General features: G+C 72.2%; 22 protein-coding genes and 1 riboswitch. Of the genes, 11 read left to right on the plus strand and 11 right to left on the minus strand.

All coding sequences use genetic code 11. The features are described 5' to 3' along the window. The first annotated feature begins 108 nt into the window (after positions 1 to 108). Positions 109 to 603 (plus strand): NUDIX hydrolase, encoded by a 495-nt coding sequence (locus ACIA8N_RS27770; protein ID WP_365786685.1) that lies wholly within the window; start codon positions 109 to 111, stop codon positions 601 to 603. Between the two features lie 73 nt (positions 604 to 676). On the opposite strand, the gene ACIA8N_RS27775 is transcribed toward ACIA8N_RS27770, so the two are convergent. Beyond that, on the minus strand, positions 677 to 1198 hold the full coding sequence (locus ACIA8N_RS27775) for a hypothetical protein (protein ID WP_365786683.1): 522 nt from the start codon (positions 1196 to 1198) through the stop codon (positions 677 to 679). A 99-nt stretch (positions 1199 to 1297) separates the two neighbouring features. Here ACIA8N_RS27775 and ACIA8N_RS27780 point away from each other — a divergent pair, with 99 nt between their 5' ends. From ACIA8N_RS27780 to ACIA8N_RS27790, 3 genes are all read left to right on the plus strand, one after another. Beyond that, a complete protein-coding gene (locus ACIA8N_RS27780) occupies positions 1298 to 1933 on the plus strand; it encodes a DUF6629 family protein (protein WP_365786681.1) in 636 nt (211 codons plus the stop codon). 7 nt (positions 1934 to 1940) lie between these two features. Then, positions 1941 to 2159, plus strand: a complete 219-nt coding sequence (locus tag ACIA8N_RS27785) for a hypothetical protein (RefSeq protein ID WP_365786678.1) — start codon at positions 1941 to 1943, stop codon at positions 2157 to 2159. Between the two features lie 127 nt (positions 2160 to 2286). Then, a complete protein-coding gene (locus ACIA8N_RS27790; protein ID WP_030552335.1) occupies positions 2287 to 2784 on the plus strand; it encodes a peptidylprolyl isomerase in 498 nt (165 codons plus the stop codon). Positions 2785 to 2927: 143 nt separating this feature from the next. Here ACIA8N_RS27790 and ACIA8N_RS27795 read toward each other — a convergent pair whose 3' ends face one another. From ACIA8N_RS27795 to ACIA8N_RS27805, 3 genes are all read right to left on the minus strand, one after another. After that, positions 2928 to 3764 carry an NAD(P)H-binding protein gene (locus tag ACIA8N_RS27795; protein WP_365786676.1) on the minus strand — a complete coding sequence of 279 codons (837 nt, stop codon included), beginning with the start codon at positions 3762 to 3764 and terminating at the stop codon, positions 2928 to 2930. Positions 3765 to 3899: 135 nt separating this feature from the next. After that, positions 3900 to 4148, minus strand: a complete 249-nt coding sequence (locus ACIA8N_RS27800) for a type B 50S ribosomal protein L31 (RefSeq protein ID WP_030212369.1) — start codon at positions 4146 to 4148, stop codon at positions 3900 to 3902. Positions 4149 to 4260: 112 nt separating this feature from the next. Next, positions 4261 to 6927 carry a SpoIIE family protein phosphatase gene (locus ACIA8N_RS27805; RefSeq protein ID WP_365786674.1) on the minus strand — a complete coding sequence of 889 codons (2667 nt, stop codon included), beginning with the start codon at positions 6925 to 6927 and terminating at the stop codon, positions 4261 to 4263. Between the two features lie 160 nt (positions 6928 to 7087). Between ACIA8N_RS27805 and ACIA8N_RS27810 the strand changes: the two genes are divergently transcribed. Next, entirely contained in the window at positions 7088 to 7852 is a 765-nt protein-coding gene (locus ACIA8N_RS27810) for an alpha/beta hydrolase (RefSeq protein WP_365786672.1), read from the plus strand. 103 nt (positions 7853 to 7955) lie between these two features. Next, positions 7956 to 9242, plus strand: coding sequence for a phosphoribosyltransferase family protein (locus ACIA8N_RS27815; protein ID WP_365786670.1), 1287 nt, complete (start codon positions 7956 to 7958; stop codon positions 9240 to 9242). On the opposite strand, the gene ACIA8N_RS27820 is transcribed toward ACIA8N_RS27815, so the two are convergent. Beyond that, entirely contained in the window at positions 9236 to 10123 is an 888-nt protein-coding gene (locus tag ACIA8N_RS27820) for a LysM peptidoglycan-binding domain-containing protein (RefSeq protein ID WP_365786668.1), read from the minus strand. The genes ACIA8N_RS27815 and ACIA8N_RS27820 overlap by 7 nt on opposite strands. 5 nt (positions 10124 to 10128) lie before the next feature. Beyond that, positions 10129 to 10314: riboswitch (cyclic di-AMP (ydaO/yuaA leader) on the minus strand. Positions 10315 to 10654: 340 nt separating this feature from the next. Here ACIA8N_RS27820 and ACIA8N_RS27825 point away from each other — a divergent pair. Further along, on the plus strand, positions 10655 to 11278 hold the full coding sequence (locus ACIA8N_RS27825; protein ID WP_365786667.1) for a hypothetical protein: 624 nt from the start codon (positions 10655 to 10657) through the stop codon (positions 11276 to 11278). A 62-nt stretch (positions 11279 to 11340) separates the two neighbouring features. Here ACIA8N_RS27825 and ACIA8N_RS27830 read toward each other — a convergent pair whose 3' ends face one another. Both ACIA8N_RS27830 and ACIA8N_RS27835 read right to left on the minus strand, forming a co-directional pair. After that, a complete protein-coding gene (locus tag ACIA8N_RS27830) occupies positions 11341 to 13365 on the minus strand; it encodes a phosphocholine-specific phospholipase C (protein WP_365786665.1) in 2025 nt (674 codons plus the stop codon). A gap of 182 nt (positions 13366 to 13547) precedes the next feature. After that, positions 13548 to 14426: a LysR substrate-binding domain-containing protein gene (locus ACIA8N_RS27835; RefSeq protein WP_365786663.1), complete on the minus strand. Its 879-nt coding sequence runs from the start codon at positions 14424 to 14426 to the stop codon at positions 13548 to 13550. A gap of 72 nt (positions 14427 to 14498) precedes the next feature. Here ACIA8N_RS27835 and ACIA8N_RS27840 point away from each other — a divergent pair, with 72 nt between their 5' ends. Continuing rightward, entirely contained in the window at positions 14499 to 15449 is a 951-nt protein-coding gene (locus ACIA8N_RS27840; protein ID WP_365786661.1) for a DMT family transporter, read from the plus strand. Here ACIA8N_RS27840 and ACIA8N_RS27845 read toward each other — a convergent pair. Then, the gene (locus tag ACIA8N_RS27845; protein WP_365786659.1) at positions 15392 to 15829 is read right to left on the minus strand and encodes a nitroreductase family deazaflavin-dependent oxidoreductase; all 438 of its coding nucleotides are present in this window, start codon (positions 15827 to 15829) and stop codon (positions 15392 to 15394) included. The genes ACIA8N_RS27840 and ACIA8N_RS27845 overlap by 58 nt on opposite strands. Positions 15830 to 15990: 161 nt before the next feature. Between ACIA8N_RS27845 and ACIA8N_RS27850 the strand changes: the two genes are divergently transcribed. Together ACIA8N_RS27850 and ACIA8N_RS27855 are read left to right on the plus strand one after the other, a co-directional pair. Next, on the plus strand, positions 15991 to 16776 hold the full coding sequence (locus ACIA8N_RS27850) for an alpha/beta fold hydrolase (RefSeq protein ID WP_399416808.1): 786 nt from the start codon (positions 15991 to 15993) through the stop codon (positions 16774 to 16776). A 76-nt stretch (positions 16777 to 16852) separates the two neighbouring features. Then, complete coding sequence (locus tag ACIA8N_RS27855; RefSeq protein ID WP_030212337.1) at positions 16853 to 17386, plus strand: GNAT family N-acetyltransferase; 534 nt, start codon at positions 16853 to 16855, stop codon at positions 17384 to 17386. A 30-nt stretch (positions 17387 to 17416) separates the two neighbouring features. Here the strand turns inward: ACIA8N_RS27855 and ACIA8N_RS27860 are convergent, their stop codons facing one another. After that, entirely contained in the window at positions 17417 to 18691 is a 1275-nt protein-coding gene (locus ACIA8N_RS27860; RefSeq protein ID WP_365786655.1) for a serine hydrolase domain-containing protein, read from the minus strand. Between the two features lie 263 nt (positions 18692 to 18954). Next, a complete protein-coding gene (katG, locus tag ACIA8N_RS27865; protein WP_365786653.1) occupies positions 18955 to 21174 on the minus strand; it encodes a catalase/peroxidase HPI in 2220 nt (739 codons plus the stop codon). A gap of 170 nt (positions 21175 to 21344) precedes the next feature. On the opposite strand from katG, the gene ACIA8N_RS27870 reads away from it, so the two are divergent. Next, positions 21345 to 21755, plus strand: a complete 411-nt coding sequence (locus ACIA8N_RS27870; protein ID WP_365786651.1) for a transcriptional repressor — start codon at positions 21345 to 21347, stop codon at positions 21753 to 21755. A 192-nt stretch (positions 21756 to 21947) separates the two neighbouring features. Here ACIA8N_RS27870 and tpx read toward each other — a convergent pair whose 3' ends face one another. Continuing rightward, positions 21948 to 22448, minus strand: coding sequence for a thiol peroxidase (tpx, locus tag ACIA8N_RS27875; protein ID WP_365786649.1), 501 nt, complete (start codon positions 22446 to 22448; stop codon positions 21948 to 21950). Positions 22449 to 22593 lie beyond the last annotated feature (145 nt).

Below are 22593 nucleotides of genomic sequence, written 5' to 3' on the forward strand. Positions count from 1 at the left end.
GACCCGCGCACTCACACGATCCGGTGATCGACTCCCGAGCGGCCGGGCGGCGGCGCCCGGACCGCTTGGATGAAGGTGACCCATCGGTCCGTCGAGAGAGAACCGCCCATGGCGAACATCTGGCTGCCGCCCGTCGAGTACGTCGCGACCCTGCCGAGAGCGACGGCGTACGCCTGCCTCTACTTCACCGACACCGCGGGCCGCCCGTTCCAGCTGCGTGCCACCTACCGCACCGAGCTGTGGCAGTGGCCCGGCGGCAACATGGATCCGGGGGAGACGCCCTGGGAGACGGCGGTGCGCGAGTGCCGCGAGGAGACCGGCCTGAGCTTCGCCGGCGAACCGAGGCTCCTCGGCACGCACTTCGTCACCGACCGGGGCGAGGAGTGGCCCGCCAACCACATCGGCTTCGTCTTCGACGGCGGTGAGCTCACGGACGAGCAGATCGCCGCCGTCGTCCTCGACCCCGAGGAGCACAGCGAGTACAGCCTGCGGACCCTGGAGGAGTGGGAGCGGGAGATGGACCCGGCGGAGTTCAGCCGCCTCGCGGCCGTCGACCGGGCCCGCAGGACCGGTGTCCCGGTGTACCTGGAGACCGGCGCGTGACGAACTGACGTACGGGGGAGCACGAGAAGGCGGGGCCGCCGGGTGCGGATGGCCCCGCCCCGCCCCCGGGATGTCAGGCCCGGCAGCCCACCGGGTGGGCGATGTCGACTACGAAGCGCTCCGGGGAGTGCAGCCGGAAGGTCTTGTGGGCGGGCTTGGTGTCGAAGGCGGCTCCGATGGTGACCACCCCCTCGAAGTCGCCGGTCAGCGCGACTCCCTTGAGCGCGGGCAGATAGGTCTTCAGCAGCCGGGGTCCCTGGTAGACGGACCTTCCGGCGTCGTCGTGTGCGGCCGCGGGGGATAGCCGGATCTCCAGGAAGTACTTCCCCGCCAGCGGGACCTTCTGTCCCGAGCCGTCGTAGTGCAGCGCGCCGACCTGATGCACGGTGACCGGGGGCATGGCGCCCCGTACGTCGATGACCAGCCGGTCGAAGGTGGCGTGGCCGCCCCAGCGGGCGTTGACGACCAGGGCCGTGGCCTGGGCCGACGAGGTGCGGGACGGGGCGTTCGCGGCGCCCGCCGGGATCGTGGCGCCGATCCCCGCGGTCAAGAGGATTCCCGCGGCGAAGGCCGCGAGGCTGTGACGGTGATGCATGACGTCCCCCATTTCTCCTGCTTCGGGGACAGTGGTGTCATTGGCAGAGACATCCACCAAAACAATATGGTTCCACCTGATATGAGGTAAAAGGGCGTTATGTGCTGGAGTGCGACGGCCGACCTCTGGGCGGGCCTCGGGATCGCCGCCGTCGGTGTGGCCTCCCTCGCCTCCGTACGCCGCCCGGGGGACGCACCGCTCGCCGCCCTGCCTCTGCTGCTCGGCGCCCACCAGATCGTCGAAGCCGCCGTCTGGCGCGCCGACGGCGGGACCGGATCAGCCACCCTCGCCTGGGCCGTGATCGCCCTGCCCCTGCTGCCGCTCTGGGTACCGGCCGGCGTCCTCACCGCGGCCCGCCCCGCCGACCGGACGCGCCTGCTGGCCCCGCTCGCCGCCGGAACCGCGACCGCCGGCTTCCTCGCGTACCACCTCGCCGTCCGCCCCGTCACGGCCGAGGTGCGCGGCCACACCCTCGGCTACGCCGTCGACCTGCCGTACACGCCCCTCCTCCTCGCCCTGTATCTCCTCGCCACGGTCGGCGCGCTGCTCCTCGCGCGTGACCGGCTCCTCCGGCTCCTGGGCCTCCTCACCGGGGCCGGAGCAGTCGTCTGCGCGCTCGTATGGAGCACCGAGTTCCTCTCCACCTGGTGCGCCCTGGCCGCCGTCGCCTCCCTGACCCTCCTCGTCTGGATCCGGCGCCGGCCGGCCGTAACCCCCGGGCCGCTCAGCAGTTGACCAGGGCATGAAGAAGCGCAGCATGCTCGCCATCGCCTCCCTCGCCGCAGGCGTCGTCACCGCCCTCATCACCCCGCCGCCGCAGGCGAACGCCGCCGAGAGCCCGCTGGGCGGCGCCACCGGCCTCCTCCAGGAGGACCAGGGCGTCGGGGCCGTCCTCCAGGACACCGTCCAGGGCGCCGAGGGCACCCTCCCGGCGCCCCCCGCGGCCGGCGGACTGCTCTGACTCACCGTCCCGGACCGCCACCACCAGTGCCCCGCGCCCCCGACGGGCGGCGGGGCACCGGCATGCCGTGACACGGGAGGAGGCGGCCCGTGCGCGCATCGAGTGCGACTAATGAAAGGATGTCCCCATGAGCGACAACGTTTACTTCGACATCACCATCAACGACGAGCCCGCCGGGCGGATCACGTTCAAGCTGTTCGACGACGTCGTCCCGAAGACGGCGCAGAACTTCCGTGAGCTCTGCACCGGTGAGCACGGCTTCGGCTACGCCGGCTCCCCGTTCCACCGCGTCATCCCGCAGTTCATGCTGCAGGGCGGCGACTTCACCCGCGGCAACGGCACCGGCGGCAAGAGCATCTACGGCGAGAAGTTCGCCGACGAGAACTTCAAGCTGAAGCACGACCGCCCGTTCCTGCTCTCGATGGCCAACGCCGGCCCGAACAGCAACGGCTCGCAGTTCTTCATCACCACGATCGTCACCGACTGGCTCGACGGCAAGCACGTCGTCTTCGGCGAGGTCGTCGAGGGCCAGGACCTGGTCAAGCAGATCGAGGGCCTCGGCTCCCGTTCCGGCGCCACCAGCGCCACCATCAAGGTCTCCGAGTCCGGCGTCGTGAAGGCCTGATCGCCTTCCCGAGCTGAGCGGAGGGCGCCCCGCGCCCTCACTCGACCACCCCGGCCGGGGCGGGGAACGCCGTCCACGTGACGTGCGACCCGCCCCGTCGGCGGTTCCCGGGCGCGCCGACCTCACCCGAAGGTGACCACCTCTCAACTGAAGGCGGGCGCGTTGCGCTCCGCCCACGCGGAGAACGGGCGCGGCGCCCGGCCGAGGACGCGCTCCACATCCGGGCTCACCCGCCGCTCCTCCGCACGCGGCGCGCCCATCACGGACAGCATCCCGTCGACGGCGTCCGCAGGCAGGAACCGCACCAGCCGCGACCGGGCCTCTGCCGCGCTCTGCGCCACGAAGCCGATGGAATCGCCCACCGCCCCGGCGAGGGCCGCCACCTGCTCGCGCGGCGACACCGCCACCGGACCGGTCAGCACATACGTCCGCCCAGTGTGCGCCGGGTCGCGCAGCGCCCGCGCCGCCACCTCCGCGATGTCCAGCGGGTCCACGACCGGCAGCGCCACATCGGCGAACGGGGCCGCCACCGTACGGGCGGAACGCACCTGTTCGGCCCAGAGGAAGGCGTTCGAGGCGAAACCGCCGGGCCGCAGGACCGTCCAGTCGAGCCCCGACCCCCTAACCGCCGTCTCGAACCCGCGCAGGATCTCGTGCGACACGGAATCGGTCCGCGTCCCCACCAGCTGCGAGGACTGGAGCGCGATCCGCCGCACGCCGGCCGCCACCGCCGCCGCCACGATCTCCTCCGGGTCCAGCTCGTCCCCGAGGCCCGCGACGAGCAGATACACCGCCTCCGCGCCCTCGAAGAGCCCCTTGAGGCCCGCCACATCGGCCAGATCACCCTGCCGGTGCCTCACCCCCGTCGGCAGCACCGCGGCCGGGCGGCGGCTCACCGCCGTCACGGTCTCACCGGCCGAGGCCAGCAGCTCCACCAGCGGTCGTCCGACGTTTCCGGTCGCTCCGGTCACCACGATCACAGCAGTCCCCCTCCAGGGAGTCCTCGGCGGAGCGGGTGCGCTCCGCCGTCTTCGTGACCTCATCCTGGAAGGTGAACTGGCCATCTTCTGGCCAGTTTCACCGGCGACCTTCTGCGAGCGACCGGACCCGGACGCTCAGCCGGTCTCGCCGAAACGCCGCTCGAACTTGGCGATCCTTCCCTCGGTGTCCACCGTCCGGGCCTTGCCCGTGTAGAACGGGTGGCTCTCCGAGGAGATCTCGACGTCGATCACCGGGTACGTCTCGCCGTCGTCCCACTCGATGGTCCGGTCGCTGGTCGCGGTGGACCGGGTCAGAAAGGCGTAACCGGCCGTGCGGTCGCGGAAGACCACCGGGCCGTACTCGGGCTGCTTGTCCTGCTGCACGTGTCCTCCTCGGGCTACCGCCCTGACATGGACCGGCCTGATCGGCACGGCACCCCCAGCCTCCCCGCGCGTACGGCGGCCGACCAGCGCCACGGGCCCGACCGGGTGACGCTCAGGGCCTGTCCGGCCCTGAGCCGCCGGACAGGGCCGAGAGGCCCTGGCCATGCTCTGGCACGCGTGACGCGAGCAGGAGCGCGATGTCGTCCGGGCGGGCCGTGGCCTGCCGCGCCTCCCGGATCAGCCGGTCGGCGGCCTCCGTGAGCGGCAGCGAACCGGTCGCGGCGAGAGCCCTGCGCAGCCGCTCGATCCCCTCGTCGATGTCCCGGCCGGGACGCTCCACCAGCCCGTCCGTGAAGAGCGCGAGTACCGCACCCGCGGCGAGCCGCAGCCGTGTCACCGGATACGAGGCCCGGTCGTCGACCCCGAGCACCACCCCGCCCGCCAGCTCCAGCACCTCGGTCGACCCGTCCGGCCGCCGCAGCAGCGGCTGCGGATGCCCGGCCCGTACCGCCCGCATCTCACCGGTGTCCGGGTCGAGGAGTACGTAGCAACAGCTCGCGAACTGCCCCGGATCAAGGTCGATGAGCAGCCGGTTGGTCCCGCGCATGACGTCCTGTGGCCGGTGACCGCCCAGCGCGAACGCCCGTACCGCGCTGCGCAGCTGCCCCATCGTGGCCGCGGCGGCCACCCCGTGCCCCTGCACGTCGCCGATCACGAGTGCGAGGCGCCCCTGCCCGGCCTCGATCACGTCGTACCAGTCGCCGCCCACGTCCATGCCCTCCGTACCCGGCAGATAGCGGCCCACCGTGTCCACCCCCTCCCGCACCGGCAACCGGTGCGGGAGCAGCGCGTCCTGCAGCCCCCGGGCGACCGCCGACTCCGAGTCGTACCGCCGCGCCCGCTCCAAGGCCTGCGCGATGAGACCCGCGAGCGCGGTGAGCACGGTCCGATCCTCCGCGCTGAATCCGCGCGGCCGGTCGAAGCCCAGGATGCAGGTGCCCACCAGCCGGCCCGAGGCGATCAGCGGGAGGAACGCCCGTGCCCCCGAATGCGCGTCCAGCGGAAGGTCCGGATAGGCCTGGCCCAGCTGTTCCATGGACTCGAAGAACAGCGGCCTGCCCGTCGTCAGCGTCTCCACCCCCGGCACCCGGGCCTCCAGACCCACACCGTCGAAGGGTTCGAGGAAGCCCGGCGGGAAACCCGTCTCCCAGGCCAGGTACAGGCGCCGGTCACTGAGCAGGTAGATGGCCAACTGGCGCCCGCCGAACGCCGGAAGCAGCTCCTCCGTCACCACCGCCGACACCTGGCGCGCCGTCACCGCCTCGGAGAGCGCGATGGCCAGGGCGACGGGCCGGTACGGCGACGGCATCCGGTCACCGCGCAGGGAGAGCGTGTCCTCCGTCCCCTTCTCGCCGTCGGTTCCCTTCTCGCCGCCCCTCACCGTCTCGCCGCCGACTCCCCGGCGGGGCTCCGTCGGGTCCTCCTCGGGGACCAGGACCATCGTCACCCCGTCCCGCCCCGGATGCAGCGAGACGGACAGCCACCGGCCGGGCTCCGGCCGGGCCACGAAGCGGACCGGCTGACCGGAGACGAGGGCGGCGCGGAGCTGCTCCTCGTGGTACGGGAGGCCGAACCACGGCAGCGCCTCCCACAACGTCCGCCCTGCCAGGGCCCCGCGGGGCCTGCCGAGCAGCCGTTCGGTGAGCTCGTTGACGTAGGTGACGCGTCCCAGGCGGTCGATCGCCAGGATGGCCCGAGGCAGCCGGTCCGTGGCGTCGGAACCGATCAGTCCGGTCCCGAGGTCGACGAGGGTGCACAGGAGGCGCTTGCCGCCGGCGCCTACGCCGCCCCCTTCGGACGAGTCGGGACCCGGCGTCGGACCGGTCGTCCCGCCGTCCGGATCCGGTGGGCGGGCACGCGCGCGCGTGGAGGCCTCCAGGAGGTGCAGCCCGCCGTCCGGCCCCTTCAGCCGAAACCTCCGCACCGACGGCCGTCCGTCAGCGCCCGTCGCCTGACGGGCCGCCGCCCACAGCGCGTACCCGTCCTCGGGCTCCAGGAAGGACGTCAGCACCTCGATCGAGCACGGCGAGGTCACCTCCGCGCCGAGGATCTCCAGGAGCCCGGCGTCCATCGTCACCGTGCCGGTGTCCAGATCCCAGTCGAGTGTGCCGAACCGGACCGGCGGCGCGCCCGCCGTGGACAGCTGCACGCACACCGGATCACCGGGCCACTCGACCACCGTGCCCAGCCGCGACAGGCCGGCCAGGGACTTGCCCAGGCGCAGTGCCTCCCGTGTCATCCGGTTCCGGTCAGGACCGCTCACCGCCACCCCGGGCGTCGGCGCCCGCAGCACCACCAGCACCCCGAAGCGCTCACGACCCGCGACGACCGGCGCGTAGAGCGAACCGAAGGGGAACGGCAGGCTCGCCACCAGTTGGGGGAACTGCCGCATCGCGTCCTCGACGTCGGCGAGATACACCGGCTGGCCCGAGCGATGCGCCTCCGCCACCGGGAAGGGCCTGTTCTCATGCATCCGCCACCACGGGCGGAACAAAGGTCCCGGCAGCCCGACCAGAACCGCGAGCCGCAGCAGCCCCGTCGTGCCGGAGCGCAGATACACCCCGCCCGCGCACCCGCCGACCTCCTCGACGGTACGAAGCGCCGCCTCCGCGAGCGCCCAGGTCAGCGTGTTGGACCCAGGCCCGTCGGCGGTTCCGTTCCCGGACAGACGCCCGGTGCCGCCGACCGGGCCGGGTCCGGACGTGCCGTGCGGGGTCACACAGCAAGGATGCGCCCGGGACCAAGGGCACCGCATCCCCGGACCCGAGGGCCCCTCCCCGGCCCGTCGGTGTTGACCAGGCGCGCTCGCGCCGTCACACTCGGTCGTCGACCGGCGCCGCGGACGCGGCGCCACCACCACCTCGCGCTCAGGGGGCACGATGACGGACCGCGTTCTTCCGTACGACGTACAGGGCGGCGGCCCCCGGCGGGCCCTAGTGCTGCACAACTGGTTCGGTGACCGCTCCAGCTTCGCCCCGCTGCGCGCCCATCTGAACGACACCGACGGCTCCTACGCCTTCGTAGACTGCCGTGGCTACGGCGAGGCGCTCGACCGCACGGGCGCCTACACGATGGAGGAGGTCGCGGCCGACGCCCTCGCGGTCGCCGACGACCTCGGCTGGGACTCCTTCTCCGTCATCGGGCACTCGATGGGCGGCAAGGCGGCCCAGCTGATGCTCCTCGACGCCCCCGACCGGGTCCGCTCGATCATCGGCATCTCGCCCGTCTCCGCGGCCGGTTTCCCCCTCGACGGCGAGACCTGGGAACTCTTCGCCGGAGCCGCCGACGAACCGGCGAACCGGCGCGCGATCATCGACAACACCACCGGCGGCCGATACGACGACGCCTGGCTCGGCGCACTCGTCGAGCGCTCGGTCGGACGCTCCTCCGCGACGGCCTTCCGCGCCTACCTGGACTCCTGGTCCCGCACCGACTTCCACGAGCGCGTCCGGGACAACCCCACCCCGGTCCTCCTGGTCGTCGGCGCCCACGACCCGGCGCTCGGCGCGGACGCGATGGAGGCCACCTGGCTTCGCTGGTACCCCAACGCCCGACTCGAAGTCCTCAAGGACGCCGGCCACTACGCGCCCGAGGAGACCCCGCAGGCGCTCGCCGAGGCCATCGAGGCCTTCCTCGCCGCCTGACGGGACGCCGCCGCATGTGCCTACCCTGGAGGTACGGGCAAGGGGACGGTGCACACCGTCGCGCCCCGCGCCCGGAGCCGCGCAGGCGGAAGGGCGGCGGGTCATGTACTTCAGCGATCGCACCGACGCGGGTCGGCAGCTCGCCGCCCGCCTCGGCCATCTCAAGGACCAGGACGTCGTGGTCCTCGGTCTCCCGCGCGGCGGCGTGCCGGTGGCGGCGGAGGTCGCGGACGCCCTCGGCGCTCCGCTCGACATCTGTCTCGTACGGAAGCTGGGGACCCCGGGACAGCCGGAACTCGCCATGGGCTCGCTCGGCGAGGGCGGGGTGCGGGTGCTCAACGAGCGGGTGCTGCGCCGGACGGGGGCGGACGAGCGGGACATCGCCGCCGCCGAGGAGCGGGAGCACGCCGAACTCGACCAGCGGGCCGGGCGCTACCGGGGCAGCAGGCCGTCGATCCCTCTCGAAGGCCGCACGGTCCTCGTCGTCGACGACGGCCTGGCCACCGGCGCCACCGCCCTGGCCGCCTGCCGGGTGGTACGGGCCAAGGGTGCCGCCCGGATCGTCCTCGCGGTAGCCGTCGCGCCGCAGGGCTGGACCGACCGGCTCGGCGGCGAGGCAGACGAGACCGTGAGCGTCCGCACACCGGAGCTGTTCTACGCGATCGGGCAGTTCTACCGGGACTTCACCCAGACCCCCGACGCCGAGGTGGTCGCCTGCCTGGACAGGAACCGCGCGGCCCACGGCCCGGTCGTCCACGAGTCGGACGTACGGATCCCCGCCACCGGGGCCGTCCTGGCGGGGCGGCTCGCGGTGCCCGAGGGGGCCGTCGGCATCGTCCTGTTCGCCCATGGCAGCGGCAGCAGCCGGCACAGCCCCCGCAACAGGGCGGTCGCGTCGGAACTCAACCGGGCGGGTCTCGGCACCCTGCTCTTCGACCTGCTCACCGAGACCGAGGCGGCCGACCGGGCACACGTCTTCGACACCCCGCTGCTCGCGGGGCGGCTCGCCGGAGCCACGGACTGGCTCGCCGGGCGGCCCGAGAGCGACGGCCTCCCGCTCGGCTACTTCGGCGCGAGCACGGGGGCGGCCGCCGCGCTGTGGGCGGCGGGCGACCCCGGGTCGCCCGTGGCCGCCGTCGTCTCACGCGGTGGCCGGCCTGACCTCGCGGGCGACCGGCTCGCCGGGGTGCGGGCGCCCACGCTCCTCGTCGTGGGAGGCAGGGACGCCCTGGTCCTGGACCTCAACCGGCGGGCCGGCTCCCGGCTGCGCTGCGAGCACCGGCTGGCCGTCGTGGAGGGCGCCACCCACCTCTTCGAGGAACCGGGCGCCCTCGAGGAGGTGGCGGAGCTCGCCACCTCCTGGTTCACCGGGCACTTCAGGGATCAGTAGGCGCCGTTGACGTTGTCGATGGAGCCGTAGCGGTCGGCCGCGTAGTTGCAGGCGGCGGTGATGTTGGCGACCGGGTCGTACAGGTCCGTGGACGTGCCCGGCACGTGGTAGGCGTCGAAGGTCGGCTGGATCACCTGGAGCAGCCCCTTCGAGGGGGTGCCCTTGGCCGCGTTGGAGTCCCAGTTGTTGATGGCCTGCGGGTTGCCGGACGACTCGCGCATGACGTTGCGGAGGATTCCGTCGTAGGAACCGGGGATGCCGTGCCGGGCCATGATGTCCAGCGACTCCCGGATCCAGCCGTCGAGGTTGTTCGCGTACTGGGTGGCGGCGACCGGGGCGGCCTGGACGGGAGCGGCGGCGGGAGCGGCCGCGGCGGAGGCGCCCGTGCCGGCGGCGGCCGGGGCGGCAGCCCTGCGCTCGGAGCGGCTCGCCCGATCGGCCGTACCGGCCTTCTTCGTCTTGGTGGGGGTGGCCTTCGCCTTGGCAGGGGCGGCCTTCGCGGAATCCCGACCGATCGTCAGTTCAAGACCCGGGTGAATAAGTGACGGATTGTCACCCACCGTGCTCCTGTTGGTCCTGTAAAGGCTCTTCCAGCCGCCCTGAATTCCCTTCTTCTGGGCGATCAGGGAAAGCGAGTCACCGCTGACGACGGTGTAGGTACGTGCTGCGGCGGGCGCCTTGGGCGCTGCCGCCGGGGCGAGCGCCGCGGCGGGAGCGACGGCGGACCTGCTGATCTCCGGGGCTCCGGAAACGGGCGCGGCGCCGGCCGCGGCGGGGGCGATCAGCGGGAGGGCGAGAGCGGCCCCACCCGTGCCGACCAGGGCGAGTCCCCGGGAGACGGGGTGGCGTCGGGGGCGGCGGTGCTTACCGTGTGCGGGCATGACGGATTTCCTCTCCGGCGCCTTCGGGGTGAGCTGTCGGGTTCGGACTGGAGGTGTCCGGCCGCGCGCACGCGGCTTCACCCCGAGCCGCTCCGGAGGTCCGGACCGGCGTTTTCGTGGGTCCCCCGCTCCTGCCGTCGGGTGAAAAGGGAGGTGTCACGAGCGGTGGCAGGATTCGGCGATCCGCTCGAATGGAGGTGACCGTAGGCCAGTAATGCGACAGAGAACAAGGGGAGTGGAAGTCGGAACCCGATAAATGGATCACGGAATTCACGGAATTCAAGATCGGGGCCGTCTCGGGCCGGTCGAACTTCCTTGTCCGGTACGGCCTGCGGGCACCCGCGGCGCCGCTGCCTTTCCGGGAACGTGAGTCGCATCACCAGGCGTTCAATGTCCGAATATGCGCCGTAATTCTGTTTATGGGGAAGTGGGCGATAAGAGCACTGTCGTCCGAGTGGGCACTCAAGGGCAAAAGTCGCAAAGCCGACATTCCTTGTGAAGGATGGAGAAACCCGACCGAGGAGCCCCCGGATGCCGCCTGCCGTCCCCCTGCTCGACCCCGACACCCTCGACCGCGAGGCCGCCGCCCTCTACGAGAGCGCGACCTGGCAGCGGATCGTCACGGTCTTGACCACCGGGGAACCGCTCCCTGCGCCCCCCGACGAACCCGCGACGGCAACGGAGAGCTGGCGCGACCTGCTCACCGTGCCGGTGGACCGGCTCGTCGCCGACGCGCTCCTGGCGCTGCCGCCGCCCCCTCCCGCCGAGCGCCGCCTCCCCGGCCGGCTCGGAGCCGTACTGCCCGACCGGCTGCACGCCTGGCGTCGGGTCGGCCGGTCCGAGCTGCGCCCCTCGGTCCACCTCGGCTACGCCCGCCTCGTCCTGACGGAGTGGGGCTGGCAGAACGCCCCGTACAGGCTGCGGGACGCCCGCGGGGCCCGGTGCGTCTGCGGCGCGCTCCTCGCCGCTCACCGTCTCGGCTACGGCAGCGCGACGACGATGAACGAGTCGGCGGCCTGGATCATGGCCGAACTCAGATCGCGGGGCTGGCAGGACCTGATCGGGCCGTGGAACCGGGCACCCGGCCGCACGGCCGCCGACGCGGTGGCGCTCCTCGACGCCACGATCCACCGCGCGGCGCACGCCGGCCGCTGACCGCACCCCGTACGGGCCGGGCGACGGCCGGAAGCCCCGCCGCCCGGCACCCCGCCGCGGGCTCAGCCCGTGATGCTCGCGCTCCCGGTCTCGATGTGGCCCGTGTACCGCCGCGACCAGGTCCCGTCGATGTCCGCGACGATCGTGAAGTCGTACCAGCCGTGCTGGTAGGCCACCGCGTTGAAGAAGTCCTCGCGCGTGGAGTTCGCCGGCACCGTGTACGTCCACGGGCCGTCCGTACGGTAGGCGTTCGAGCGGATCGTGAAGGTCACGGGGCCGGCCGAGGCGTTGCTCATCCTGAACCACAGGGCCGTCCGGCCGGTCCCCGCCTCGGGCGCGAACCGGGCCGCGACCTCCACGGACCTGCCCGCCCTGGAGGCGTCACCGGTGAAGCGCCGCAGGAAGCGGTTGGGGCCCATCATCGAGATGTCGTACTTCCCGGATCCCGACCCGAGCCCGATGTTGAAGTAGTCGGAGGCCGTGCTGCCCGCCTCGACGGTGTACTGCCAGGCCGCCGTGTCGCGGTGCTGGTGCGGGTGGATGGTGAAGTGCGCCGCCCGCTTCGCCTCCGCCCCCTGGTTCGTCATCGAGAACCAGGCCAGGATCTTGCCGGCGGCCCCGAACTCGAACCGGTCGAGGTTGCCGTTCACCTGGTACGGCAGGGCGCGCGCCGGCCGGGTGCCGGGCTCCTGCGCGGGCAGGGCGTTGTTCTGCGGGGCGGGGTTGGGCAGCGGGGCGCAGGTGGACTGACCGATCACCTTCGCGGTGGAGGGAAGGCCGGCCGGCACTCCGTACACCGGGTGGGCGAAGTCGAAGACCCCGGTCAGATCACCCGTCACCTTCCGCCGCCAGGCGCTGATGTTCGGGCAGGTGGCGGGTGTGCCGAGGGCCGTCGTCCAGCTCTCCATGAAGCGCAGCACGGAGGTGTGGTCGAAGACCTCGGAGCTCACCCAGCCGCCCCGGGTCCACGGAGACATGACGATCATGGGGACGCGGAAGCCCAGCCCGATCGGTATGCCGTCCAGATACTCGCCTGGGGTTCCCGGAGGAGCGACGGGCGGCGGGACGTGGTCGAAGAAGCCGTCGTTCTCGTCGTAGTTGAGGAACAGCACGGTCGAGTCGAAGACCTCGGCGTCGGCGGCCAGCGCCCGGTACACGAGGTCGACGAAGTGCGCGCCGTCCCCCGGCGGGGCGTACGGGTGCTCCGAGAACGCCTCGCTCGCCACCACCCACGACACCTGCGGCAGCGTGCCCGCCACGACGTCGGCGCGGATCGCCGCCGCGATGTCGTCGGGCGTCGAGCCGGTCACCTTGGGGACCGAGTCCATGCCCCGGTCGTACAGCGGGTCGCCGGGACGCGCGTCGGTGAACTTCTTGAAGTACGCGAGACCGTTGTCGCCGTAGTTGTCCTGGGCGTTCTGGTAGACCTTCCAGCTCACCCCGGCGCGCTGGAGCGCCTCGGCGTACGTCTCCCAGGCCAGCCCCGACTCCTCGCCGCCGTCCTTGCTCGAGCCGTCGATCCTGCCGCTCCACAGGAACGTGCGGTTCGGACCGGTGGCACTGAGCGCCGAGCAGAAGTACGCGTCGCAGACCGTGTAGTGGTCGGCGAGCGCGTGATGGAAGGGGACGTCCTCGCGGTCGAGGTGGCCGAGCGTCCGGGTGTTGCCCACGCCCGTGACCCAGTTGTCCATGCGGCCCTTGTTCCAGGCGGCGTGCTGCGAGGTCCAGCTGTGCGGCAGGTCGCCGGTGCACTGGGCGAGGGTGTCGCCGTCCACCCCGCCTGCGGGCGGGGTGTCGCTGAGCTTCCAGGGGTACTGACGGCCGCCCCAGTTCGGCTGGTTGAACATGCCCCAGCCGCCGGGCAGGTTCCCCGCCGCGCGGTCGCCGAAGCCCCGGACACCGCGCAGGGTGCCGAAGTAGTGGTCGAAACTGCGGTTCTCCTGCATGAGGATCACCACGTGCCGGACGTCGGCGAGCGTGCCGGTGGCCGCCCTCGCGGCGGCGGACGCACGGGCGATCGGCATCGTCGCGCCGGCCACGAGCCCCGCGCCGATGCCGACGAATCCTCTGCGGCTGATGGGAATCATGCTCCGCCTCTCCTGTCGCGGTGTGCCCGGGCGGCACATCGGAGACATGATGAGGGAGGCGACCTTAAAGGTATACAGCCGTGCGGTAATTACTGGATTAACACCCAAGAACCATGCTCTCGGCGGTGAAAATTGGTCTGACCGAAGACCAATGGAGCAAAGGTCTGCTCCTCGCTGTCACCTCACGCTTCCTGGAGCGCCGTCAGGAGACCCCGCACGGCCGGCAGGGTCAGCGAGGACTCCCGTACCGCGGCATGGATCGAACGCACCGGCTCCGGACCGCGGACCTTCCGGACGACCACGTTCGGGTGGCGGCTGCCGAGGCCCGTCAGCGGGATGAGACTGACGCCGAGACCGGCCGCGACGAAGCCCTGCGCGGTGGCGTACTCCTCGCACTCCACCGCGATGTCCGGGGTGAATCCGGCCGCCGCGCAGGCATCCGTCACCACGTCCAGGCACGGACCGGGACGCTCGCTGCCGACCCACGGCTCGGCGGCGAGCTCGGCCAGCTCGACGGCGGTACGGCGGTCGGCGAGCGGATGGCCCTTGGGCAGCACGGCGCGATAGGGATCGTCGAGCAGATGGACCAGCCGGAGACCCTCGCCCGGCACGGCCGGGCCGCCGCCCCGGGGCCGTACGACCAGGGTGAGGTCGGTCTCCGGGTCGGGAGCACCGTCGGCGATCCTCAGATCGACGCGGACGCCCGGGTGTTCGGTGCGGAAACGCGCCAGGGCGGGAGCGACGAGATCGGCGCCCGCGGTGGCGAAGTAGCGGACCGAGATCCGCCCGGTGCGGCCCGCCCGCAGATCTGCGAGGGCGGTCTCGGCCTCGGCGACCTGCCGCCCGATGACGGCGGCGTGCTCCGTGAGCAGCCGCCCGGCGGCGGTCGGCCGCACGCCCCGGCCGAACCGTTCGAGCAGCGTGATGCCTGCCTCCTTCTCCAGTACGCCGATCTGCTGACTGACGGCGGAGGGGGTGTACCCGAGGTTCGCGGCGGCGGCGGTGACGGAGCCGCTGGTGACGACGGCCCGGAGCACCTGCATGCGTCTCACGTCCAGCATGTAGCAGAGCTTAACGCCGGCTCCATGAATCATCGCTTGTCCTGTCGGATGGGCCCGGGAGACCGTGAGGACATGACATCGGCGATACGCATGGGGGTCCTCGCCCTGCTCTGGGGCTCCGGCTTCCTCTGGATCAAGATCTGCCTCAACGAAGGCCTCACCCCGGGCGCGATCACCTTCATCCGCTGCCTGCTCGGCGCCGCGGTGCTCCTCGCGCTCGCCTACGGGGCGGGACAGCGGCTGCCACGGGACCGGACGACCTGGGGGCGGCTCGTCGTCGCCGCGTTCCTCTGCAACGCGCTGCCGTTCCTGCTCTTCTCGATCGGGGAGCAGACCGTCGACAGCGGAGTGGCGGGCGTCCTCAACGCCACCACCCCGCTCTGGTCGCTCCTCATCGGCCTGGCCCTGGGCTCGGAACGCCCCCTGCGCGCCACCCGGTCGGCCGGCCTCGCGCTCGGCTTCGCCGGAGTCTTGCTGATCTTCGCGCCCTGGAGCCACGGCTCAGGACTGATGAGCCGGGGCGCCCTCGCGCTCCTCGGCGCCTCGGTGAGCTACGCCGTGGCCTTCGCGTACATGGCCCGCCGGCTCACCGGCCGGGGCACCGCGCCGCTGGCGCTCTCCGCCGCCCAGCTCATGACGGCGACCGGCCTCAGCACACCCGCCCTGGCGGCCGGCGGAACGCCGGCGGTGACCTGGGCGGGCGTGGCCGCGGTCGCAGTCCTCGGCGTCCTCGCCACCGGGCTCACCTTCCACCTGAACTACCGGATGATCGCGGACGAGGGCCCGACCGCCGCCGCCACCGTCAGCTACCTGCTGCCGGTGGTGTCCGTGACCCTGGGCGCCGTCGTCCTCGACGAGCCGCTGACCCTACGGGTCGTGGCGGGCATGGCGGTGGTCCTGGTGGGAGTGGGCCTGACGCGGGCGGGGACGCGTACGGCCCGGCCCCCGGCTCCCGGCGGACCCGCTCAGCCGATCGGCTCGGCGACGAAGACGGGGATGTCCCGGTCGGTTCTGCGCTGGTAGTCGGCGTAGTCGGGGAAGGCCTCGACCGCCCGCTCCCACCAGACCCGCCGCTCCTCACCGGTGACCAGCCGGGACTTCATGTCCCACACGCGCGTGCCGTCGCGCAGTTCCACCACCGGCGAGGCGACGAGGTTGTGGTACCAGACGGGGTGCTCCACCGCTCCGCCGTTCGACGCGACGAGTGCGTACGCGCCCTCGTGCTCGACCCGCATGAGCGGGGTCTTGCGGAGCTTGCCGCTCTTCACACCGACATTGGTGACCAGGACGACGGGAAGGCCGCGCAGGGTCGTGCCCTTCGTCCCGCCGGACGACTCGTACAGCTCGACCTGCTTGCGCACCCACGCCGTCGGGCTGGGCTCGTACTCACCTTCGAGGGGCATGAGGGTCCTTTCCGGGTGTGCGGCGGCGCCGTCCGGCCGCCTCCCGCAGACGCTAGTCGACCTCCCGCCCGTCGGCAGGCGGTCCCGCGCATTGTCAGTGGCGACTCGTAGGGTGGCGCCCGAACGGTACGGCGGTGACGACACAGGGGAGAGCGGACGGCATGCGGGAGTTGTTCCTCACGGACCAGCAGGCGTACATCCGATGGATCGACCTGCCGGGGGACGGGCCCGTCCGGGTGTTCGTCCACGGCCTCGGATGCACCGCGGCCTCGGACTTCGCCCACATCGCGAGCCATCCCGCCCTCGCCGGCGGGCGGGCGCTGCTCGTCGATCTGCTCGGCTACGGGCTGAGCGACCGGCCGCCGGGCTTCGACTACCGCATGGAGTCCCAGGCGGCGGCGGTGGCCGCGGTCCTGGACCACCTGGGTCTCGCGGGCGTCGACCTCGTCGGGCACTCGATGGGGGGCGCCGTGACGATCCGTCTGGCGGCGGACCGCCCGGACCTGGTGGCGCGACTCGTCGTGGCGGAGCCCAACCTGTACGCGGGCGGAGGCACGTTCAGCTCCCCGGTGGCCGCGCAGGACGAGGCCGCTTTCGTGGCGGAGGGGTACGCCCGGATGCTGGCCACCGTGGACCGCCCCGACTACGCGGCCCGGCTGCGTCTCGCCGACCCGCTGGCCGTGCACCGGAGCGCGGTCGCCCTCGTCGAGGGAAGCGTCCCCGCGCCCGGCGACCTCCTCGCCGCGCTCACCGTGCCCCGGACGTTCCTGGTGGGGGAGTGGAGCCTGCCCGACCCCGACGCGGAGAAGGCGGCCGCCTTCGGCGTCCCCGTGGTCGAGATCCCCCGCGCGGGACACAACCTGATGCTGGACAACGCGGACGGGTTCGCCGCGGCGCTCGCCCGTGCCCTCGCGGACGCCCCGCTTTCCGGCCCCGCGGGCGGCTGACCGGCCATGTCACCCGTCACCCGGCCCCTCGGGGCCGGTGGCGCGGGTGGCTCGTTCCGTGCGTCAGGATGGGGGCATGACCGAAATTCGCACCCCCCGTCTCATCCTCCGCCGCTGGAGCGACGACGACCTCGTCCCGCTGGCCGAGATCAACGCCGACCCGGAGGTCATGCGCTGGATCGGGGACGGCTCCGTCCGGGATCTGGAGCAGACCGCCGAGGACATCGAGCGGTACGAGGAGGAGTGGGACGAGGAGGGCTTCGGGCTCTTCGCCGTCGAGCTCATCGCCTCGGGCGAGCTGATCGGTTTCGCCGGCCTGTCCGTGCCGGAGTTCCTGCCCGAGGTCATGCCCGACGTGGAGATCGGCTGGCGCCTCGGCAGGCCCTTCTGGGGCCAGGGATACGCCTCCGAGGCCGCCCACGCGGTCCTGGAGTTCGCCCTCCAGGACCGCGGGCTCGACCGGGTCGTCGCCATCACCCACATCAGCAACCAGGCCTCCGAGAACGTGATCGGCAAGCTGGGCATGACCGCGGAGCGCGAGACGAACCACCCGGAGTTCGACGTGCCCCTGCGCGTCTACGCCATCGACCTCACCGAGTACGAGGCCTGAGCGGCAGGGGCTTTCCCGTCAGGGGAGTGCTCAGTGCCGCTCGGGCAGGTCCCGCTCCGCCGGCAGCGACGTGAGGTCGCCGGCCGTGGACGGGGCCGCGGCCCGCGCGGACGCCGAGGCGGCGGGCTTCTTCCCGCAGAACGCCGCCTCGAGGGTCCCGCCGAGCGCCGTGTTGGCGGCGCCGTGGTTCGAGGTGTTCGCCAGGGCGGAGAGGCTGCGCCGTCCGTCCCGGGTCGAGAAGGCGTACGTGTAGAAGCCCTGCACGGTGCCGGTGTGCCCGTACACCCGCGTACCGCACGACAGGTCGTAGCGGCGCAGGCCGAGTCCGTAGAAGCGGGTGTTGGTGGCGTCGGTCGGCGTGACCGTCGTCATGGCCTCCATCATCGCCGGGGACAGCAGCCGGCCGCGCATCAGGGCGCTGGTGAAGGTGTTCAGATCGGCGGGGCTGGAGATGACGGCGCCGGCGGACTGCGCCCAGGACACGGTCTGCTCCGTGGAGTCCACGAGCGCGCCGCCGGCCTCGTCGGGGTGCAGGTAGCCGCGCACGTGCGTCCCCTTGATGCGGGTGTCGGGGTGCACGTACGAGGTCTTGCGCAGCTTCAGCGGCTTGAAGATGCGGCTCTGGTACGCCTCGGACACGGGCCGGCCCGTGGTCTTCTCGATGAGCATGCCGACCACCACGAAGTTGGCGTTCGAGTACTTGTAGGACACGCCCGGCTCGGTGGTGCGCGGCTCGCTCAGGGAGAGGTCGACGAGCTCCTGGTAGCTGAACACCCGGTTCCGTACGGCCTCGAAGCCCGGCACGGTGTGCTCGAACATCGCGTTGGTGTAGTCGGCCAGGCCGCTGCGGTGCGTCAGCAGGTGACGGACCGTGATGCGGTCGTCGGGGAGCAGTCCGGGCAGGTAGGTGTTCACCGGAGTGTCCAGCGCCAGCTTGCCCTCATCCACCAGCTGCAGGAGCACGACCGTGGAGAACGTCTTGCTGACGCTCCCGATGCGGAAGCGCGAGTGGATGTCCATGGGCGTCCCCGCGACACGGTCCTGGACGCCGACGGTCCGGCTCCGGACCCCGTCGGGACCGGTGAACCGGGCCATGGCGCCCGGCGCCCCGTTGGCCATGGCCGAGTTCAGCGCCGCGACCACACCGTCCATGTCGGGCGCGGGAACGGGGGGCGCCGGGGCGGCGGGGGCGGAGGCGGGCGCGCCGGGGGCGGCGAAGGCGCTGGTGGCGGGGACGACGCCCGCGGCGAGCGCGGCGATCAGGGTGGCGCTCACGGTCAGGCGGCGGTGGGACGGCAGGGGCACGGTGGTTCCTCGGCTTCTTCCGGATCGTTCGGCACGGCGCACGGCAGGGGTGCGCCGCGGGGCGGGGGAGCACCGCACCGTGAGGTCCGGCCCCCGCGCCCATGGATCATGAGTGCCAACGTCCGGGATCGGTTCCTGACACGGGACACGGGTTATGGAGCGGACAGTTCCGACCCCGGGCCCCGGACCCCCGCCGCCGCACATGCGCCGGGCCCGGCCGACGTGATGTCGGCCGGGCCCGGAACAAGCGATCGGACAGAGGATCAGACGGTGTCGAACCGGTCCAGGTCCATGACCCGGGCCCACGCGGAGACGAAGTCGTTCACGAACTTCTCCTTCGCGTCGTCGCTCGCGTAGACCTCGGCCACCGCGCGCAGCTCGGAGTTCGATCCGAAGACGAGGTCGGCACGGGTGCCCGTCCACCGGACCTCGCCCGTGGCGGCGTCGCGGCCCTCGAAGAGGGTCGCGTCCCCGGACGTCGCCTTCCAGACCGTGCCCATGTCGAGCAGATTGACGAAGAAGTCGTTCGTCAGGGTGCCCGGGGTCGTGGTGAGGACACCGTGCGAGGACTGCTGGTGGTTCGCGCCCAGGACGCGCAGACCGCCGACGAGGACCGTCAGCTCGGGCGCGCTCAGGGTCAGCAGGTTCGCGCGGTCGACGAGCAGGTACTCGGCCGGGAGCCGGTTGCCCTTGCCGAGGTAGTTGCGGAAGCCGTCCGCCTGCGGCTCGAGGGCGGCGAAGGACTCGACGTCCGTCTGCTCCTGCGAGGCGTCCACCCGGCCCGGCGTGAACGGCACCTCGACGTCGAAGCCGGCGTCCTTGGCCGCCTTCTCGACGGCCGCGGAACCCGCGAGCACGACCAGGTCGGCGATCGAGACCTTCTTGGCGCCCGCGGAGTCGAAGGACGCCTTGACGCCCTCCAGGACGCGCAGCACCTGCGCCAGCTCGTCCGGGTTGTTGACCTCCCAGTTGCGCTGCGGCTCCAGGCGGATGCGGCCGCCGTTGGCGCCGCCGCGCTTGTCGCTGCCGCGGAAGGAGGAGGCCGCGGCCCAAGCCGCGGAGACCAGCTGCGAGACCGTCAGGTCGGAGGCGAGGATCCGCTCCTTGAGGGAGGCGACGTCCGCGGCGTCGATCAGCTCGCCCTCGCGCGCCGGCAGCGGGTCCTGCCACAGCAGGACCTCGGAGGGGACCTCCGGGCCGAGGTAGCGGACGACCGGACCCAGGTCACGGTGGGTCAGCTTGTACCAGGCGCGGGCGAAGGCGTCCGTGAACTGCTCCGGGTGCTCGTAGAAGCGCCGCGAGATCTGCTCGTACGCCGGGTCGAAGCGCAGCGACAGGTCGGTGGTGAGCATCGTCGGGAGGTGCTTCTTCGACGGGTCGTGGGCGTCGGGGATGATCGCCTCGGCGTTCTTCGCCACCCACTGGTGCGCACCGGCCGGGCTCTTGCTCAGCTCGTAGTCGTACTCGAAGAGGTGCTTGAAGAAGTCGTGGCCCCACTGCGCGGGCGTGGTGGTCCAGGTGACCTCCAGACCGCTGGTGATCGCGTCGGCGCCCTTGCCGGTGCCGTACGTGTTCGCCCAGCCGAAGCCCTGCGCCTCGAGCGGCGCGGCCTCGGGGTCGGCTCCGACGTTCTCCGCGGGGCCGGCGCCGTGGGCCTTGCCGAAGGTGTGGCCACCGGCGATGAGGGCGACGGTCTCCTCGTCGTTCATCGCCATGCGGCGGAACGTCTCGCGGATGTCGCGGGCCGCGGCGACCGGGTCCGGGTTGCCGTTGGGGCCCTCGGGGTTGACGTAGATGAGGCCCATCTGCACCGCGCCGAGCGGGCTCTCCAGCTCACGGTCACCGGTGTAGCGCTCGTCGGCGAGCCAGGTGGTCTCGGGACCCCAGTAGACGTCCTCGTCGGGCTCCCACACGTCGGCGCGGCCGCCCGCGAAGCCGAAGGTCTCGAAGCCCATCGTCTCCAGGGCCACGTTGCCGGTGAGGATCATGAGGTCGGCCCAGGAGATGTTCTGGCCGTACTTCTTCTTCACGGGCCACAGCAGTCGGCGGGCCTTGTCCAGGTTGCCGTTGTCCGGCCAGCTGTTGAGCGGCGCGAAGCGCTGCTGGCCGGCGCCGGCGCCGCCGCGGCCGTCGCTGATGCGGTAGGTGCCGGCGCTGTGCCAGGCCATCCGGATCATGAGCGGGCCGTAGTGGCCGAAGTCCGCGGGCCACCAGTCCTGCGAGGTGGTGAGCACCTCGGCGATGTCCTGCTTCACGGCCGCGAGGTCGAGGGCGGCGAAGGCCTCGGCGTAGTCGAAGTCCTCGCCGAGGGGGTTCGCCACGGCCGGGTTCTTGGCGAGGATCTTCAGGTTGAGCCGCTCCGGCCACCACTGGCGGTTGCCACCGCCCTGGGTCGGGTGCGCGGCACGGCCGTGCGCGACCGGGCAGCCGCCCGCCTCCTCCGGTACGGGGTCGGTGACGATGGCGTCGTGGTTCTCGGACATGCAAATCCTTCCGGACGGGGCGGATCACGGTGCTCGGCCTGGGGCGGGCACCGACCGGGTGTCGCGCCCGACCGGAGCCTGTGTCTCCCTTGGCTATTGCCGGATGTGATCCTACAATGGACCTAGTCCAAGTCAAGAACGCCGCCAATCATCCGGAGGGGTGAGCCCGAATGAGTGACCTGCTGGAGCGACTGCGTGAGCGCGGCTGGCGGATGACGTCCCAGCGGCGTGTCGTCGCGGAGGTCCTCGCCGGCGACCACGTCCACCTCACGGCGGACGAGGTGCACGCGCGCGCCGTGGCGCACCTGCCGGAGATCGCACGGGCGACGGTCTACAACACCCTCGGTGAACTGGTCGCCCTGGGAGAGGTGGTGGAGCTCTCCACGGACGGCCGCGCGAAGCGCTACGACCCGAACGCGCACCACCCCCACCAGCACCTGGTCTGCTCGAACTGCGGCCTCATCCGGGACGTCCACCCGACGGGCGACCCGCTGGGCGCCCTGCCGCCCGCGGAGCGGTTCGGCTTCACCGTGGACACGGCGGACGTGACGTACCGCGGGCTCTGCCCCTCCTGCGCCTGACCCTCCTGCGCGGCGCGCGTACGCGAAAGGGCCCCTCCACCGTGGCGGTGGAGGGGCCCTTTCGCGCGGGACGGATCCCGTGGAGTGCTTCAAGGCGGCCTCAAGCCGGCTTCAAGCCGGTCTCAAGACGGACGGCCTCAGGGGCGGGCCGCCTCATGGCCGACCACTTCGAGGCCGACTGTTCCGGGCCGACTACTTCAGGGCGGCGAGCGCCTCGTCGTAGCTGGGCTCCTCGGCGATCTCGCCCACGAGCTGCGCGTGCAGAACGGTGTCGTTCTCGTCGAGGACCACGACCGCGCGGGCGGTCAGACCGGCCAGCGGGCCGTCGGCGATCTCCACGCCGTAGTTGGTGTGGAACTCCCGGCCGCGGAGCGTCGAGAGGTTCTTGACGTTCTCCAGACCCTCGGCGCCGCAGAAGCGCGCCTGGGCGAAGGGCAGGTCGGCGGAGATGCAGAGCACCACCGTGTTCTCCAGCTCGCCGACCTTCTTGTTGAAGGCGCGCACGGAGGACGCGCACGTCGGGGTGTCGACGCTCGGGAAGATGTTGAGGACCTTGCGCTGACCGGCGAAGTCCTTCAGCGTCTTGTCGGCGAGACCCTCGGCGACGAGCGTGAACTCAGGAGCCTGGCTCCCCGGGGTCGGCAGGCTGCCGTTGACCTGTACCGGGCTGCCCTTCAGCGTGACCTGGGCCATGGGGAAATCTCCTTCGGGCGATGTAGGTGACAACGGGGGAATCGTACGGCGTGCCGCCCCGCGCCCCCGACACCGCCTCCCGGCGCCCACCGGCGGGACCGGCCGGAAATCGCGCATGTCCCGGACCCGCCCGAGCACCTCTCAG

It is taken from the genome of Streptomyces sp. NPDC051822, assembly GCF_044452745.1.
Lineage (GTDB): Bacteria > Actinomycetota > Actinomycetes > Streptomycetales > Streptomycetaceae > Streptomyces.

What these genes read in the sequence shown, in the direction of transcription:
- ACIA8N_RS27840 (WP_365786661.1), top strand. Translation starts at nt 14,499, where the DNA reads ATGACATCGGCGATACGCATGGGGGTCCTCGCCCTGCTCTGGGGCTCC.
- katG (WP_365786653.1), bottom strand. Translation starts at nt 21,174, where the DNA reads ATGTCCGAGAACCACGACGCCATCGTCACCGACCCCGTACCGGAGGAG.
- ACIA8N_RS27780 (WP_365786681.1), top strand. Translation starts at nt 1,298, where the DNA reads ATGTGCTGGAGTGCGACGGCCGACCTCTGGGCGGGCCTCGGGATCGCC.
- ACIA8N_RS27825 (WP_365786667.1), top strand. Translation starts at nt 10,655, where the DNA reads ATGCCGCCTGCCGTCCCCCTGCTCGACCCCGACACCCTCGACCGCGAG.
- tpx (WP_365786649.1), bottom strand. Translation starts at nt 22,448, where the DNA reads ATGGCCCAGGTCACGCTGAAGGGCAGCCCGGTACAGGTCAACGGCAGC.
- ACIA8N_RS27830 (WP_365786665.1), bottom strand. Translation starts at nt 13,365, where the DNA reads ATGATTCCCATCAGCCGCAGAGGATTCGTCGGCATCGGCGCGGGGCTC.
- ACIA8N_RS27785 (WP_365786678.1), top strand. Translation starts at nt 1,941, where the DNA reads ATGAAGAAGCGCAGCATGCTCGCCATCGCCTCCCTCGCCGCAGGCGTC.
- ACIA8N_RS27775 (WP_365786683.1), bottom strand. Translation starts at nt 1,198, where the DNA reads ATGCATCACCGTCACAGCCTCGCGGCCTTCGCCGCGGGAATCCTCTTG.
- ACIA8N_RS27820 (WP_365786668.1), bottom strand. Translation starts at nt 10,123, where the DNA reads ATGCCCGCACACGGTAAGCACCGCCGCCCCCGACGCCACCCCGTCTCC.
- ACIA8N_RS27835 (WP_365786663.1), bottom strand. Translation starts at nt 14,426, where the DNA reads ATGCTGGACGTGAGACGCATGCAGGTGCTCCGGGCCGTCGTCACCAGC.
- ACIA8N_RS27790 (WP_030552335.1), top strand. Translation starts at nt 2,287, where the DNA reads ATGAGCGACAACGTTTACTTCGACATCACCATCAACGACGAGCCCGCC.
- ACIA8N_RS27815 (WP_365786670.1), top strand. Translation starts at nt 7,956, where the DNA reads ATGTACTTCAGCGATCGCACCGACGCGGGTCGGCAGCTCGCCGCCCGC.
- ACIA8N_RS27855 (WP_030212337.1), top strand. Translation starts at nt 16,853, where the DNA reads ATGACCGAAATTCGCACCCCCCGTCTCATCCTCCGCCGCTGGAGCGAC.
- ACIA8N_RS27770 (WP_365786685.1), top strand. Translation starts at nt 109, where the DNA reads ATGGCGAACATCTGGCTGCCGCCCGTCGAGTACGTCGCGACCCTGCCG.
- ACIA8N_RS27850 (WP_399416808.1), top strand. Translation starts at nt 15,991, where the DNA reads ATGCGGGAGTTGTTCCTCACGGACCAGCAGGCGTACATCCGATGGATC.
- ACIA8N_RS27810 (WP_365786672.1), top strand. Translation starts at nt 7,088, where the DNA reads ATGACGGACCGCGTTCTTCCGTACGACGTACAGGGCGGCGGCCCCCGG.
- ACIA8N_RS27870 (WP_365786651.1), top strand. Translation starts at nt 21,345, where the DNA reads ATGAGTGACCTGCTGGAGCGACTGCGTGAGCGCGGCTGGCGGATGACG.
- ACIA8N_RS27845 (WP_365786659.1), bottom strand. Translation starts at nt 15,829, where the DNA reads ATGCCCCTCGAAGGTGAGTACGAGCCCAGCCCGACGGCGTGGGTGCGC.